Here is a 13,654-nt window from a genome sequence, read left to right as displayed (position 1 = left end):
CTGTGCTCCTCAAAGTGCGTGATAGACGGGCAATAGTTCACTTTGACCTGATGCTGTTGCAACATTCTGATCATTGCTCTCGCCGCAAATAAAGAAGGAAACAAGGGGTGGCCGTTGGATCGCAATGCCCAAGACATCGCGCGCGGTATGTGGATATGCGGCAGTCTTGACGTCGCCATCCGCATCCGGCATTTGTGCAGGTGAGCCTGCCGTGAATCTCGTTGAAGGTGCGTGGATAAACTTTGAGCGCCGACTGGCGAGCTGCTCAGGCCTGACCTCGATGGAGTCACATTTCATGGCGCCGTGTTCTCGGCGCCAAATACCTGGTCGACAAATGCCAGCAGCGAAGCGGTGGGCTGTTTGTCGCGATGCACGACCAGGTGAGATTGTCGGAGCTGCCGCGGCAAGGTCGTGGAGATGCGGCACAGGCGGCCGGCCTCCAAAGCGTCGCTCACGACCCACGACGAAAGGCAGGCCACCCCCATACCCGCCTCGGCCGCATGTTTGATCGCCTCCGAACTTCCCAGCTCGATGCTTCGACGGTAGGAGCGCAAGTGGGGCAGCAGACTTTGGTCGGTGGCCTCGCGCGTTCCCGAGCCCGACTCACGCAACAGCCAGACCCCTTCACGCAGTGTCCGCATTGGCACCCGCTCGCCGGCCAGGCTCATTCGTGCCCACGCGCTGTCAGGCGATGTAACGACCACCATCTCGTCCTGGTGCCATGGCGTGACGGCCAGCGCCGCTTGGTGGCAAGGCCCTTCGATCAGGCCCACGTCCAGTTCAAACGCAGCGACCGCGTCACAGATGGCCGCCGTGTTTCCGATCACGACCTTTGAGCGCCAGGCACTGGCATGGCCCGGTTGCGCTGCGACAAAACGGGCCAGCAGCCTGGGCAGCACATAGTTGCCGATGGTGGTGCTGGCGCCGATGCGCAGCGACTGCGCCTGGGCGCTGCCATCGCGGGACATCAGCTCGATGCCGGCGGCACCGTCCAGCAGCGCCAGGGCCCGCGGCAGTAACGCACGGCCGTTGTCGTTGAGCAGCAGGCGCTTGCCCGCGCGGTCGAACAGGCGCAGCGACAGCAGCCGCTCAAGTTCATTCACGGCCGAGCTGGTGGCCGACTGCGACAGCGCAATCTCGGCGCTGGCTGCCGTGGTAGTGCCGCTGCGCGCAACCGCCACGAAGATCTGCAGCTGTCGCAGCGTGAGGCGAAGGGTATTCATGGCGGATTCGTTTGCAAAGCGATTAGATGGGTACATCTTAGCGATACAACCCGTTTGACGGGTCATCCATGAAGCCGGAAGCTTTGTCCTCACGAACTTCAACCGGAGGCAAGCAGCATGACCATCAACGTACTTCCTGAGCCACGCACATTGGCCTCTGCATCGGCTTTCGCACGCATGCTCCCCGGCCTGGCCCTGAGCGGCGCCTTGGCTGCCACCGGTATCGCGCTGGGCCGCATCGCCTGGCTGCAGGACCATGGCTTCAGTGCGCTGACGCTGGCCATCGTGCTGGGCATGATCGTGGGCAACACGGTTTACCCGTGGGCCCCGCGCTTGGCGGTAGCCAGCGGCGCCGGCGTCAACTTCTCCAAGCAGAACCTGCTTCGCCTGGGCGTGGTGCTGTACGGCCTGCGGCTCACCGTGCAGGACATTGACCATGTCGGCATCGCTGGTGTCGCCATCGACGCGATGATATTGGGTTCGACCTTCGCACTGGCCTGCCTCATCGGCACGCGCTGGCTGGGCCTGGAGCGCAAGACGGCGATGCTGATCGGCGCTGGCAGTGCCATCTGCGGCGCTGCTGCGGTGATGGCCGCCGAGCCGGTGGTCAAGGCGCGCGCCGAGCAGGTCACGGTGGCGGTGGCCACGGTGGTGGTGTTCGGCACGCTGGCGATCTTCCTGTACCCGGCGCTGTTCGAGCTGAACCGGCACTGGGCGCTGATCCCCGGCGGCGCCAACGGGTTCGGCATCTACGTCGGATCGACCATCCACGAGGTGGCCCAGGTGGTGGCCGCAGCACGTTCGGTGGGCCCGGACGCAGCCAACTCGGCCGTCATCGCGAAGATGGTTCGAGTAATGATGCTGGCGCCGTTCCTGGTGATGCTGTCGGCTTGGCTGGCGCGCGACAGCACCCTGCAAGCCCTGGTGGAGGCAGAGCATGCTCACGCCAAGGGTCAACTCGCTGTGCCCTGGTTCGCCTTCGGCTTCGTCGCGGTCGTGTTGCTCAATTCGCTGCAATGGCTGCCGGCGTCGGTGGTGGCAGTGACGACCGAGATTGACACCGCGCTGCTGGCGATGGCGATGGCTGCGCTCGGCCTGGCCACGCACATCGGCGCCATTCGCAAGGCCGGGGCCAAGCCGCTGCTGCTGGCGTTGATCTTGTTCGGCTGGCTCATCGTCGGAGGCGCGCTCATCAACCGCTGGGTGCCGGCCCTGCTGGGCTGAAGCCTCGAATTCACGGCCCAGGGCCCTGACCCTAAATTTCTTTGCACGCTCTGGAATAGACCGCATGCCGACGCCGTCTGCTCTTTTGTCGGGACCTATCTGACCCTTCGTCCCGCACTCACCCCCCTTCACTTCACACCAACCCTTCATCGGAGCCCACAATGTTCAAGACTTTCGCTTTCGCCGCCACCGCCCTGACGCTCGCCTCCGGCAGCGCCTTCGCCGCCCCCAGCGACGACGCCCGCACGCACTTCCAGGCCATCGCCTCGGGCGACACCCAGATCGTCATGCGTGCCTATGCCGACCAGGCCCAGCTGAACTGGGTAGGCGGCCCACTCGACGGCACCTATGCCACCACCGATGCCATTCGCGGCACCTGGGAGAAGTTCGGCAAGGCCGTCGGCCCACTGAAGCTCACAGTCGGCCAGATTGAAGAATCGGCCAACCCCAAGGGCGCCACCGTCTCGGCCAACGTCGTCTTCGAAGGCAAGATGCCCATCAAGGTGCGCTACGTGCTGACGTTCCGTGAAGGCAAGATCGTCAGTGAAACCTGGCAGATCGACCCCAAGCTGGCGGTGGCTGCGGCTTACTGAACGGCACGCAGCGTGGCTACTCTCCACCAGACCCTAAAGGACAACCCCATGAAGCACCTTTCGACTCTGGCCGCGCTGCTGATCACAGCGGCTTCCTTCGCGGCACCACTCACCGGCGCTATGGCTGCCGACGCGCCGGCCAAGCTCGCCAACGGCGCGCTGGTCGACGCCAAGGGCATGACGCTCTACACCTTCGACAAGGACGTGGCAGGCAGCGGCAAGAGCACCTGCAACGGCGGCTGCGCCGCGCTGTGGCCGCCCGCGATGGCCGCCGCCAGCGACCAACCCGCCGGTGCATACACGATCGTCATGCGCGACGACGGTGCGCGCCAGTGGGCCTACAAGGGCAAGCCGGTGTACACCTACCAGGCCGACCAGAAGCCCGGCGACCGCGCCGGCGACAACTTCAAAGACGTCTGGCACATCATCAAGGAATGACATTTGCTGTCGACTTCCGTCCAGACCCTCAGGCCACGACCCCCCGATGCAAGACGACGCAAGCCTGCTGAGCTGGGTGCCGCGCCTGCGCCGCTATTCGCGCGCACTGGTGAACAACCGTGACGACGCCGACGATTTGGTGCAGGACACGCTGGAGCGGGCCTGGGCCAAGTCGAACCTGTGGGGCGGCGTGGCCGACATGCGCGCCTGGCTCTTCAGCATCATGCACAACCTGCACGTCGATGGCGTGCGCCGTCCCAGGCTGCACACCGTGACCATGGACGACGACACGCCCGAAGTGCCGGTGGCGCCGACACAAACCGACAGGCTGGCTGTACTGGATCTGCAGGCTGCACTGGACTTGCTGCCCGTCGAGCAGAAGGAAGTGCTTCTTCTGGTGACGCTGGAAGACATGGCCTATGCCGATGTGGCGCAGGCCCTGGGTATCCCCATCGGCACCGTGATGTCGCGCCTGTCGCGAGGCCGTGAGCGCCTGCGCGGCCTGATGGAAGGCCGCGCAGAACCGGTGCGGCTGAAAGTCGTCAAATGAATGTATTGCGAAGCAACCCATGAATACCGACCGTCCGCCACCGTCCATTCCCCCGGTCACCGAGGCCGACCTGCATGCGTTCGTTGATGGCCGCCTGCCCGCTGAGCGCCAGGTCGAGATCGCCGCTTATCTGGCCGCACGCCCTGAAGACGCGCAGCGCCTGGAGGCCTACCGGGCGCATAAGCGCGAACTGCACGTCTTGTTCGATCCCGTGCTGTATGAACAGCCGCCGCAGCGCCTGCTGAAATCGGCGCGCCCGCGCGCCGTGCCGCAGACGCCTTGGTACCTCCAGCGCCTGGCCGCTGGGATCGCCATCGCCGTCATCAGCGGCGCCACAGGCTGGGGCTTGCGGGGCGGCCTGCCCGCGGGGGGCGACGATGCCGGCCGCATGGCCGCCGCGGCACCCGCCGAGCGCGGCCTGACGCTGGCGTCAGCGGGCGGCTTCGCGCAGCGCGCGGCGGTGGCTCACGCGGTATACAGTCCCGACCCGCGCCGCCCGGTCGAGGTGGACGCGGCGCACGAAGACCAGCTCGTGGCCTGGCTGTCCAAGCGCATGGGCGCGCCGATGAAGCCGCCGTACCTGCAGGCCCAGGGCTATACGCTGGAAGGCGGGCGCCTGTTGCCGGGCGGCCAGGGGCCGGTGGCGCAGTTCATGTACCGCAACGAGCTCGGCAGCAAACTGACGCTGTACGTATCCAACGATGTCGCCGACGTGGGCAGTGCCGCGGGGCCGGACAAGGCACTGCAGGCCAGCGTGAAGAACACAGACACGGCCTTCCGCTTCGCACGCGAAGGTGTGGTCAATGTCTTCTACTGGGTCGACGGTCCCTTCGGCTACGCCCTGTCGTCCGACGCCGACCGCAGCGTGCTGGCGCAGGTGTCGGCCGAGGTCTATCGGCATCTTGGCACCCCGCGCTGAAGGCCAGGGCGGCGTCGGCGCGACGCGCTGTCGGCATGCCCAGGGAATGAAACGGCCCGAGCCGCGCTCTTGACCTGAAGCAAGCGCTGGGCAGTGGTTCATCGGCGGCTCCCGGCCCACGACCCAAGCGATCACTCTCCACACCAACTCAGAAAGCACACATGACCACCCAACGCCGCGACATTCTCAAGTACACCCTGGCCGCCGCGGCAGCCAGCGCGCTGCCCGCAGCACATGCCCAGGCCCCGTCCGGCGCTTCAGCGGGAGCCGCAGCCACCGGCATCGACCCGCGCGACCGCGTCTTCATCACCAATGAAGACTCCAACACGCTGGTCGTCATCGATCCGAAGACGAACACCGTCGAGAGCACGATCAACCTGACCAGCTTCGACGAAGACCCGCGGCCTCCATTTCGCTACGTCACCGCCGGCGTGGCGCCGACACACGCGGCGATGATCCACAAGCCGCTGTACCACGGCTGCATCGACGCCCACGGCGCGGTGCCGTCGCCCGACGGCCGGCTGCTGGCCACCAGCGGGCGCGGCTCCAGCAACATTTATCTGATCGACGCCGAGCAGCGCCGCGTGATCGGCAACACACCCAACCCTGCGTCTGGGCCCACCACCAACCCCGAGCGCCTGAGTAGTGGCCTGCTGCTGGGCCGCGAACCGCACGAGCCCACTTTCACGCGCAACGGCCGCGAGCTGTGGGTCACGCTGCGCGGTGAAGACCGTATTGCCATCGTCGGCGTCGATCGTGCCGTTCGCCAGCTCAAGGGGGCCGACAGCCCGGGCTCCAGCGCGGTTCGCCAATACCTGCCCACACTGAGCGGCCCGGCGCAGGTGTGGTTCAACCGTGAGGGTACGTTGGCCTTTGTGGCCAGCCAGAAGGTGTCGAAGATCGACGTGTTCCGCGTCAACCCCGGCGCGGATGGCCACAGCCAACCGCAGCGGCTGACCACGCTGGACATCAGCGCACAGGACAAACCCGGCTTCACGCCCTTCATGAAGACCACACCCGACGGTGCCGAGGTGTGGTTCTCGCACAAGCTGGCTGATGCGGTGTCTTGCCGCTCGACGCAGGGTGGCTTCGACCTGATCGACACCGTGCCACTCGGCATGGGCGCTCGGCCCAACCACGTTGAGTTCGTGCGCAATGCGCGCGGCAGCGTGGTCTATGCCAGCCTGGCGCGCATCGACGATGGTGGCCCCGGCGGCGTGGCGTCGAGCCCGATCGCCATCATCGACCGCAGCGCTCCGGGCGGACAGCGCAAGGTGGTGGGCACCTTCTCCAGCCGTGGCCGCGAGTCGCACGGGTTGTGGACCAACCCCGAGAACACGCTGCTGTATGTGGCCCACGAACAGGACGAGCTGCCCGGCACGCCCAACGCGGGCCAGACCGTGTGCAGTGCATTTGATGTGAGCGACCCGCTGCGCCCGACCTTCATTGCGCAGATCCCCCTGGGCAATCTGACGCTGCCCTCTGGCGCGCTGCGCAACAAAAAGAGCATCAACCTCGTCTACGTGCGTGTGGGCGAGAAGGGCCAGACGGCATGAGCGGCGCGCACACCAGCCACGGCGCCAGCGCCGCGCACACCAGCGCATTCCAGCGGGATATGGACGAATCGATGGCCCGCATGATGCAGGCCATGCACAGCCCGGGCTACGCAGGCCAGGCCGACCAGGACTTTCTGGCGATGATGATTCCGCACCACGCCGGCGCTGTGGACATGGCGCGGCTGGTGTTGCAGCATGGGCGCGATCCTGTCACCCGGCAGTTGGCCGAGGAAATCATTGCCGGGCAGACGGTGGAGATCCAGAGCATGCAACGCCGACTGCACACCCTGCAGCAGCGCACAGCCAAAGGTGCGGAAGCGGAATTTCCGTCGCTGGGTGGGACGCGGGGGCCTTGATCGACAGCCCTAGGGAAAGTACCAATGAGCGCCACGGAATGAACCAAGCCATGCAGCGCTCTTGATCACCATGCTGTTCCAGTCTGCCGAGTCCCGCTATAACCAATGGGTGCGTGAGCACTACCGTTTTTTGCTGCGCAGTGCGTGGGCGCTCACTGGTTCGCGCGCCATTGCCGAAGACGTGGTGCAAGACTGTTTTGCCAACGCCTGGAAGCACCGGGAGCAACTGCGCGACGCTGCGCTGGCACGGGCTTGGCTCTTTCAGATCATGCGCCGCGCCGCCTTTCGCCAGGCCGCACCCAGCATGCAGTCGCTGGACGATGAAGAGCAGCCCGAGCAAGCGGCGCCCGACGCGGGGCTGGACGACAAACTCGATGTCGTCAAGGCGCTCGCGCGCCTGGCGCCCATCCACCGCGAGGTGCTGGTGCTGTTTTATTTCGACGACATGCCCACCGCCCAGATGGCCGAGGCGCTGGAGATCGCGCCCGGCACGGTGTTGTCGCGCCTAGCCCGTGCGCGCGACGCTTTGAAGCTGGCCATGGGGGTACCTGCGACACCCAAGGCCGATGTCAACGTTACCCCGTTTCGCAGGACCAAGACATGAGCCCCGATACCGACGCGCCTTTCCTGCCCGACAGCGAATTCGATTTGCGCGCGCGCGCCGAGTTGGCGATCGCCTTCGAGGCCAGCGACGCACCGGCACACCTGTACCGAAAGCCGCAGCCGCTGCTGGCGCGACGCGGCTTGCAGCGTTTTCTGGCTGCGCTTTTGCTGGCCGGTGGCACCAGCGGCGGGGTGCTCGCCGTGCGACCGCCAGCGATGGTGCGCGACGCGATCGACCACGAATACCACGAGCGCAGCTTGCGGGGCAGTTTCATGGAGCAGCGCCAGTTGCTCATGCACCTGGGCATGCGGGACGCCAACGTGGTGCCCGGGTTTCCCCAACTCATGCGGCCATGCGATATCGAAGGTCACCTCGCTTACCACCTCACCACGTTCTTCGAGAAGGGCGGCATGGTGACGGTGTATGCCTTTGACCAGTCTGTGGACCTGCGCGAGGCCAGCGGCTGGTGGAGCAACGTGCACTGGAAGGTGATCCGCTCGCGCGAGGGCAAGCCCTTGTTGCTGGTGGCCCAGAAAAAGAAGGCACTGGCGGTCGCGCAGACGGCACTGCAGGCACCTCCCGTGTCCGGGCCAGGCTGAGGCACCGCGTCCCTGTCAACGAATCAACCGCTCACCCCTTTCACCCCAACCGGCGCACGACGCCCAACCACCGGAGACCCCAGAAATGAACCAACAACCCACCTCGCTCCCCCGGCGCCACCTGCTGGCCGGCAGCGGCGCTGCTTTGGCTGCCGTTGGTCTGGCCAGCTTTGGCCGCACCGCAGCCGCTGCTGGTGAGACCGCGCCCGTCGCCTTGGCCGGTGCTGCCAAGCCTCTGCCAGCGTACGTGGGCTGGAAGGACCCGGCCAGCCTGATCGTGCACAGCAGCACCACCATTGAGACCAAGCGCAGTGTGTTCGGCACCAGCGTAATCACGCCGTCCGAGCAGCTCTACATCCGCAACAACCTGCCCGCGCCCGACGCCTCGATCCTGGGCAACCGCGATGCCTGGGAGATCAACATCGAGGGGGTGAAGAACCCGCGCAAACTCACGCTGGGCGACCTCAAGCGCATAGGCATCGAGACCACGGCGATGGTGTTGCAATGCTCTGGCAACGGACGCGGCTACTTCCCCAACAAGCCCAGTGGAACGCCTTGGCAAGTGGGCGCAGCAGGCTGTGTGGTGTGGAGCGGTGTGCCGGTGCGCTGGGTGGTGGATGCCCTGGGCGGCGTGGAGGCCGGCATGGCCTACCTCACCGGCACAGGCGGCGAAAAACTCCCCGATGGACTGGACCCCAAGAGCGTGATCGTGGAACGCTCGGTGCCTGCTGCCGCACTCGCCGATGCCCTGCTGGCCTGGGAAATGAACGGTGTGCCGATTTCGCTGGCCCACGGCGGCCCACTGCGCTTGATCGTGCCGGGTTACACGGGCGTGAACAACATCAAGTACGTCAAACGCCTGGCCTTCACCGCTCAGGAGACCGACGCACGCATCATGTCGCACGGCTACCGCATTTCACCGCCCGGCGCGAAGGGCGACCCGTCGCAGCCATCGGTGCAGGAAATGACGGTGAAGTCGTGGATCAACGGTCCCGGCACGGACGGCGCCCCGCTTAAAGCGGGTGACACACAGATCCATGGCGTGGCGTTTGGCGGCATGAACGCGGTGGCCAAGGTCGAGGTTTCTCTGGACGGCGGAAAAACCTGGCAGCTCGCGCGCATGGTGGGGCCCGACCTCGGCCGCTTTGCGTGGCGGCAGTTTGTTTTTGCGGCACGCCTGCCGGCGGGCCAGTTCACCCTGGCGAGCCGAGCCACCGACACCGCAGGCAACGTGCAGCCCGAACAACGCATGGAAAACGCGGGCGGCTACAACAACACCAGCTGGGCCGACCACGCCGTGAAAGTGAGCGTGGCATGAAGCGCACAATCCAAAAACACGCGTTGGTCGCTGCCCTGTGGTCGTTGGCATTCACAGTGCTGCCCGTGCACGCCGCCGACGATGCCGCGCAACTTCAACAAGGCAAGGTGTTGTTCGGCCAAGGCGCGGTGCCTGCCTGCGCCCTGTGCCATGCGCTCAAGGACGCGGGAGCCGAAGGCGCCGTGGGCCCCAGCCTGGACGAGCTCAAGCCCGATGCCAAGCGCGTGGCCACCGCGCTGCGCAACGGGATTGGGCAGATGCCGTCCTACAACGGCAAACTCAGTGATGCGCAAATTGCCGCCCTGGCGGCCTACGTGGCCAAGGCTTCGGGTGGATCAAAGTGATGGCTGGTTGGCCACAGCGCTGCTGCGCCAACTGACAAAAAGGACGGGATCACCTGCAAACAGCGATCCCGACTGAGTGGCTGACCCAGGGCGGGTCAGCCACTCACCATCACTTGCCTGGTTTGATGTCGGGGACCACCATCCAGCCAGCCCCCATCATCACAACCGCCGGGAACTTCTCGCCGGCCTAAGTCTTGCCCAGCATGGCCTTGTGCTCGCGGTAAGCCATCAACGCTGGCGACACGCCCAGGTGATTGATCGCACCATGCTTGATGCTGCTGCAGTCTTGCTCGTCGAGCTTGCAGATCTCTGCACGCTGTTGTCAACTCTCTAGCAATGTCAACTACGCGCCTGAAACCTGTCTCTGCGCCTTACCACGATGCATGAATAGGAGTGATCGCAATCCGGCACGCCAAGGGCATGCACGTTGAAAACTCGAACGGCAGCAACCGCTGCTTATGGAGAGCTCTCCATAAGCAGCGTTATGCACAGCACGCAGTTATGCACAGTTGGTCCGGCAGCGCGGCGTCGCCGCCCTCGCAAGAGGGCTGCGGTCGCGTCTTTGAACTTCACGTAATCACAAGGTCTTGAGGAACTTCAACAGATCGTCTTCTGCCCGGAACCGCTGTGGGACCACATTGGGATCCTGAAGCCTGGCCAGTGCCTTTTCCTTCATGGCGAGATCGGCCTCTATGTACTGATGCGTTGTCGCCGGACTCTCGTGTCCGAGCCACAGAGCGATCACGCTGATGTCCACGCCCGACTGCAGAAGGTGCATAGCGGTCGAGTGACGCAGGCAGTGTGGAGAGATCGTTCTCCCGGCCAGGCTCGGCGTCGTGAGCGCGGCTTTCTTGACGGCCAATGCCAGGCGCTGCGTCACGTTGGACCGCGTCATCGCCTGTCCGCCACGGTTGGGCAGCAGCGCCGACGTGGGAGTCAGGTCCGGGTTGAACTTCAGCCAGGCGCGGATCACCTTGACCGTCGATCGCCAGAGCGGCACCGACCGCTGCTTGCGTCCCTTGCCATGCAGATGCACGCAGGCGGCGGGTGCCAGCACGACGTCGCCCACTTTTACGCCGATTGCCTCCGACACGCGGGCACCGGTGTTGTACAGCAGGGCCAGCAGCAGCTTGTCTCGCTGGCCCATCCAATCCGCTCCTGGCGCGCCGATCACGGCCAGCATCTCCTCGCGTGTCAGGAACTCGAACATCGGCCGCTCGAAGCGCTTCATCGGCACGCCGAGCGCCTGCTCGACGACCTGAAGTGCCGTCACGTCTCGCCGGGCCGCGAACTTCAGGAACGAGCGCAGCGCGGCCAGTCGCGCATTGCGGCTGCGAACGGTGTTGTGCCGATCGCGTTCGAGATGATCGAGGAAGTCCAGGATCAGCGCGGGCGTCAGGTCGGCGAGCGACAGCGTCGTGGGCGTCTTGTGCAGTTGCGCCTGGGCGAAGTCCAGGAACAGCACGAACGCGTCCCGATAGGCCGCAACGGTCTGCGGGCTCAACGCGCGCTGCTGCGTCAGGTGCTCGGCGAAGAAGGACTGGACCAGCGTCGCGAAGCTCGGCGGAGCGGGCTTGCGGTGTTCAGAACTACTCATCGTCGTTCTCCGCGACGTCGGCGAAGCGTTCGAATCGAGCGCCGGCCAACGCCATCAACTCCGGCACGCCGCTCAGGTACCAGTACGTGCTGGAGATATTGATGTGGCCCATGTACGTGGACAGGGCCAGCATTCGTTGGTCAAGGTTCGCTCCCTGCTGGTGCCACAGGATCATCCGTCTCACGGCGAAGCTATGGCGCAGGTCATGCACCCGCGGTCGGCCATGGCCGCCGCGATCGATCCAACCCAATTGCTCGCGCAGCTGACAGAACACTCGATGCACCTGCCGATCTCCCAGCGGTTCACCCCGGTGCACGCCACGCGAGCCCACGAAGAATGTCATCTGCGGCTTCGCAGGCACGTACTGGCGGCGCAAGGCCCGGTAGGCTGCCATCGGACCGATCACGCTGGGGTGCAGCGGCACCATGCGGGACTTGCCAAACTTGGTCTGCTGTATGGTCAGGATGCCGCCGTCCAGATCTGCATCCGAGTCGGCCAGGTTGATCGCTTCAGAGACCCGAAGCCCGGCCGATGCGATCAGACCGAACAGCGTTGCATAGGTGGTGGCACGAAGGCCATCCGAGGGGCCGAGTCGGCGGGCAGCGACGATCAATGCCGCGATCTCGGCTTCGCTGTAGATGTGAGGCGCCACGCGGCGCGGGATCGGACCGAAGCTGGAATCGTCAGGAACTTCGACAGTCGGATCGAACTGCTGGAGCCAGCGCATGAAGGGGCGCAGCGTTGCCAGTCGGCGCGCTGCCGTGTCGACATTGGCCCGGCCGCCCACGAGATACCGAGGCTGTACCTGGTGCGCCCACTGGACCATCACGTCTACCGTCAACGCGATGTCGCGTCCCTCTCCGACCATGAAGCGAGTGAAGCTGCGCACAGCGAGATCAGAGGAGCACGGCTTGAACCCGAGGCGCAGGCGTTCAGCCAGGTATTGCTCCACCTTGGCGGTGAGGTCGATGTTCGCCGATGCTGCGGCGCTCATGATGCACTCCCAGGCCAAGGCAGAGCGACCTCGGCAAGCAGTTGCAAGTCGAGCTTGGCGTAGATCAACGAGGTGTCCAGCGATCGATGCCGAAGCACATCGGCGACCTCCTTGATCGAACTGCCGCTGTTGACCAGGCGACAGGCCAGCGTGTGACGCAACGAATGGCAACCGCGTGAGATGCCGGCACCTCGCAGGGCACGCCCGATTGCCTGGCTCACTGCATCGACGCCGATGGGCTTGTCGTGTGGCGCCAACCGACGGACGAACAGCGATGGCAGCGTGGTTGCGGGCCGCTCGTGTCTCATGTACTCCGCCAGAGCCTGCCCGGTGAGCACCGGCAGCGGTAGGACATCCTGGCGCTGGGACTTTGTTCGCTTCAAGGTCACCGTTCCGGCACGCCAATCGAAGTCGCCGATCTCCAGCTTGGCGATCTCGCCCACGCGCAGTCCGAGATCCAAGGCCAGGCGCACCATGGCCAGCAGGCGCAGCGGAGCCCGCTTGGCCTCGGCGCAATGCGCTTCGAGGCGCTGGACCTCCTCGGTCGTCAGCGCGCGCGGCAACGATGCTTGGCTCCATCGCACCGGCGACGAGATAGCGCCGAGCAGGCTGTTCACTGCGTCACCGCAGGTCCCGCGGTATCGGAAGTAGGCCCGCAGCGCAGCAGTGACCGCGCTGGAATGCGACCCGCTGCTGACCCGCGTGAGCTCGGTTGCGATGAAGCCGCGAACGTCTTCCGGCTGCAACTCGCCGATGGCGATGGCCTTGCCCGCGAACTTGCATTGCAGCAGACGACCTACGAGTACCAGCCGATCCTCGCGCGTGCCTATCGCCAGGCCGCGGGCGTCGCGCATGTGGACGTTGTAACGGTTCAGTTCTTCTGCAATGGGACCGCTGGGGCCTGGCAGTTCCACGATGACATGCTGTTCCCGCAACAAGGCGAGCAGGTGTCCGAGACTGGCGCTCAAGCCGCTGCGTGTACGCAGAGCCGCGGGATGGCAGTCGCAGCGCGGCAGATGCGAATCCAGAAACTGCTCGACGAGGGCTTCGTCGATCTGTTCGGCAGATACCTGGCACTTCGCCATCCAGTGGGCAAAGTGCGACCAGGCACGAAGGGCAGTCTCCGAGCTGCCTTCGGCGTACCGGCCGCGCTCCAGCAATGCCTGGAACGCCCCGACGTATGAAGACAGCGGGCCATCGAGCAGCCATGCCCTGGCCATCGGGTGCATCGAAAGAATCAAGTCCATGGTGATCTCCAGTTGTGAGATCACCATTCATGCGCCGACTGCGAACTTATGTCCAGTTCAACGGCACCGCCTCCTTGCGATCTACCAGGGCG

General features: G+C 65.3%; 16 protein-coding genes. 11 read left to right on the top strand and 5 right to left on the bottom strand.

Annotated features, from left to right (window positions below; genetic code table 11):
* Window positions 1-9: 9 nt before the first annotated feature.
* Together AAFF19_RS21515 and AAFF19_RS21510 are read right to left on the bottom strand one after the other, a co-directional pair.
* Window positions 10-297, bottom strand: a complete 288-nt coding sequence (locus AAFF19_RS21515) for a hypothetical protein (protein WP_133156668.1) — start codon at window positions 295-297, stop codon at window positions 10-12.
* A complete protein-coding gene (locus AAFF19_RS21510) occupies window positions 294-1,223 on the bottom strand; it encodes a LysR family transcriptional regulator (RefSeq protein ID WP_008904225.1) in 930 nt (309 codons plus the stop codon). Before AAFF19_RS21510 ends, AAFF19_RS21515 begins: the two co-directional genes overlap by 4 nt.
* 117 nt (window positions 1,224-1,340) lie before the next feature.
* Here AAFF19_RS21510 and AAFF19_RS21505 point away from each other — a divergent pair, with 117 nt between their 5' ends.
* The 11 genes from AAFF19_RS21505 to AAFF19_RS21455 all read left to right on the top strand — a co-directional run bounded on the left by AAFF19_RS21505 (window position 1,341) and on the right by AAFF19_RS21455 (window position 9,724).
* Complete coding sequence (locus AAFF19_RS21505; RefSeq protein ID WP_008904226.1) at window positions 1,341-2,447, top strand: YeiH family protein; 1,107 nt, start codon at window positions 1,341-1,343, stop codon at window positions 2,445-2,447.
* A gap of 161 nt (window positions 2,448-2,608) precedes the next feature.
* Window positions 2,609-3,040 (top strand): nuclear transport factor 2 family protein, encoded by a 432-nt coding sequence (locus tag AAFF19_RS21500; RefSeq protein WP_008904227.1) that lies wholly within the window; start codon window positions 2,609-2,611, stop codon window positions 3,038-3,040.
* Window positions 3,041-3,160: 120 nt separating this feature from the next.
* Window positions 3,161-3,478: a hypothetical protein gene (locus AAFF19_RS21495; protein WP_231624607.1), complete on the top strand. Its 318-nt coding sequence runs from the start codon at window positions 3,161-3,163 to the stop codon at window positions 3,476-3,478.
* Between the two features lie 46 nt (window positions 3,479-3,524).
* Entirely contained in the window at window positions 3,525-4,028 is a 504-nt protein-coding gene (locus tag AAFF19_RS21490) for a sigma-70 family RNA polymerase sigma factor (RefSeq protein WP_008904230.1), read from the top strand.
* A gap of 19 nt (window positions 4,029-4,047) precedes the next feature.
* Window positions 4,048-4,947: an anti-sigma factor gene (locus AAFF19_RS21485; protein WP_342720967.1), complete on the top strand. Its 900-nt coding sequence runs from the start codon at window positions 4,048-4,050 to the stop codon at window positions 4,945-4,947.
* 161 nt (window positions 4,948-5,108) lie between these two features.
* On the top strand, window positions 5,109-6,503 hold the full coding sequence (locus tag AAFF19_RS21480; protein WP_062405660.1) for a YncE family protein: 1,395 nt from the start codon (window positions 5,109-5,111) through the stop codon (window positions 6,501-6,503).
* Complete coding sequence (locus AAFF19_RS21475) at window positions 6,500-6,859, top strand: DUF305 domain-containing protein (RefSeq protein WP_008904210.1); 360 nt, start codon at window positions 6,500-6,502, stop codon at window positions 6,857-6,859. Before AAFF19_RS21480 ends, AAFF19_RS21475 begins: the two co-directional genes overlap by 4 nt.
* 70 nt (window positions 6,860-6,929) lie before the next feature.
* Window positions 6,930-7,463 (top strand): sigma-70 family RNA polymerase sigma factor, encoded by a 534-nt coding sequence (locus tag AAFF19_RS21470; RefSeq protein ID WP_050813810.1) that lies wholly within the window; start codon window positions 6,930-6,932, stop codon window positions 7,461-7,463.
* Window positions 7,460-8,062 (top strand): hypothetical protein, encoded by a 603-nt coding sequence (locus tag AAFF19_RS21465; protein WP_066787015.1) that lies wholly within the window; start codon window positions 7,460-7,462, stop codon window positions 8,060-8,062. The genes AAFF19_RS21470 and AAFF19_RS21465 overlap by 4 nt, the downstream gene beginning before the upstream one ends.
* 85 nt (window positions 8,063-8,147) lie before the next feature.
* Window positions 8,148-9,380: a sulfite oxidase gene (locus tag AAFF19_RS21460; protein WP_041484972.1), complete on the top strand. Its 1,233-nt coding sequence runs from the start codon at window positions 8,148-8,150 to the stop codon at window positions 9,378-9,380.
* On the top strand, window positions 9,377-9,724 hold the full coding sequence (locus AAFF19_RS21455) for a cytochrome c (RefSeq protein WP_008904214.1): 348 nt from the start codon (window positions 9,377-9,379) through the stop codon (window positions 9,722-9,724). Before AAFF19_RS21460 ends, AAFF19_RS21455 begins: the two co-directional genes overlap by 4 nt.
* Before the next feature lie 577 nt (window positions 9,725-10,301).
* Here AAFF19_RS21455 and AAFF19_RS21450 read toward each other — a convergent pair.
* Genes AAFF19_RS21450 through AAFF19_RS21440 form a run of 3 tightly spaced genes read right to left on the bottom strand, consistent with a single transcriptional unit; the run spans window position 10,302 to window position 13,562 of the window.
* Window positions 10,302-11,321 carry a tyrosine-type recombinase/integrase gene (locus AAFF19_RS21450; protein WP_008903159.1) on the bottom strand — a complete coding sequence of 340 codons (1,020 nt, stop codon included), beginning with the start codon at window positions 11,319-11,321 and terminating at the stop codon, window positions 10,302-10,304.
* Window positions 11,314-12,315, bottom strand: coding sequence for a tyrosine-type recombinase/integrase (locus AAFF19_RS21445; RefSeq protein WP_092699375.1), 1,002 nt, complete (start codon window positions 12,313-12,315; stop codon window positions 11,314-11,316). The genes AAFF19_RS21450 and AAFF19_RS21445 overlap by 8 nt, the downstream gene beginning before the upstream one ends.
* Complete coding sequence (locus AAFF19_RS21440) at window positions 12,312-13,562, bottom strand: site-specific integrase (protein ID WP_235516236.1); 1,251 nt, start codon at window positions 13,560-13,562, stop codon at window positions 12,312-12,314. The genes AAFF19_RS21445 and AAFF19_RS21440 overlap by 4 nt, the downstream gene beginning before the upstream one ends.
* Window positions 13,563-13,654 lie beyond the last annotated feature (92 nt).

Origin of the sequence: Acidovorax sp. FHTAMBA, from assembly GCF_038958875.1 — a bacterium.
Classification (GTDB): domain Bacteria; phylum Pseudomonadota; class Gammaproteobacteria; order Burkholderiales; family Burkholderiaceae_C; genus Acidovorax.
The sequence above is the reverse complement of the archived record's forward strand: the minus strand, read 5'-3'. Positions and strand labels throughout refer to the sequence as shown.

Coding starts and splice junctions, on each gene's coding strand:
- AAFF19_RS21490 (WP_008904230.1), top strand. CDS start 3,525: ATGCAAGACGACGCAAGCCTGCTGAGCTGGGTGCCGCGCCTGCGCCGC.
- AAFF19_RS21480 (WP_062405660.1), top strand. CDS start 5,109: ATGACCACCCAACGCCGCGACATTCTCAAGTACACCCTGGCCGCCGCG.
- AAFF19_RS21510 (WP_008904225.1), bottom strand. CDS start 1,223: ATGAATACCCTTCGCCTCACGCTGCGACAGCTGCAGATCTTCGTGGCG.
- AAFF19_RS21465 (WP_066787015.1), top strand. CDS start 7,460: ATGAGCCCCGATACCGACGCGCCTTTCCTGCCCGACAGCGAATTCGAT.
- AAFF19_RS21470 (WP_050813810.1), top strand. CDS start 6,930: ATGCTGTTCCAGTCTGCCGAGTCCCGCTATAACCAATGGGTGCGTGAG.
- AAFF19_RS21505 (WP_008904226.1), top strand. CDS start 1,341: ATGACCATCAACGTACTTCCTGAGCCACGCACATTGGCCTCTGCATCG.
- AAFF19_RS21455 (WP_008904214.1), top strand. CDS start 9,377: ATGAAGCGCACAATCCAAAAACACGCGTTGGTCGCTGCCCTGTGGTCG.
- AAFF19_RS21500 (WP_008904227.1), top strand. CDS start 2,609: ATGTTCAAGACTTTCGCTTTCGCCGCCACCGCCCTGACGCTCGCCTCC.
- AAFF19_RS21460 (WP_041484972.1), top strand. CDS start 8,148: ATGAACCAACAACCCACCTCGCTCCCCCGGCGCCACCTGCTGGCCGGC.
- AAFF19_RS21485 (WP_342720967.1), top strand. CDS start 4,048: ATGAATACCGACCGTCCGCCACCGTCCATTCCCCCGGTCACCGAGGCC.
- AAFF19_RS21445 (WP_092699375.1), bottom strand. CDS start 12,315: ATGAGCGCCGCAGCATCGGCGAACATCGACCTCACCGCCAAGGTGGAG.
- AAFF19_RS21475 (WP_008904210.1), top strand. CDS start 6,500: ATGAGCGGCGCGCACACCAGCCACGGCGCCAGCGCCGCGCACACCAGC.
- AAFF19_RS21440 (WP_235516236.1), bottom strand. CDS start 13,562: ATGGACTTGATTCTTTCGATGCACCCGATGGCCAGGGCATGGCTGCTC.
- AAFF19_RS21515 (WP_133156668.1), bottom strand. CDS start 297: ATGAAATGTGACTCCATCGAGGTCAGGCCTGAGCAGCTCGCCAGTCGG.
- AAFF19_RS21495 (WP_231624607.1), top strand. CDS start 3,161: ATGGCTGCCGACGCGCCGGCCAAGCTCGCCAACGGCGCGCTGGTCGAC.
- AAFF19_RS21450 (WP_008903159.1), bottom strand. CDS start 11,321: ATGAGTAGTTCTGAACACCGCAAGCCCGCTCCGCCGAGCTTCGCGACG.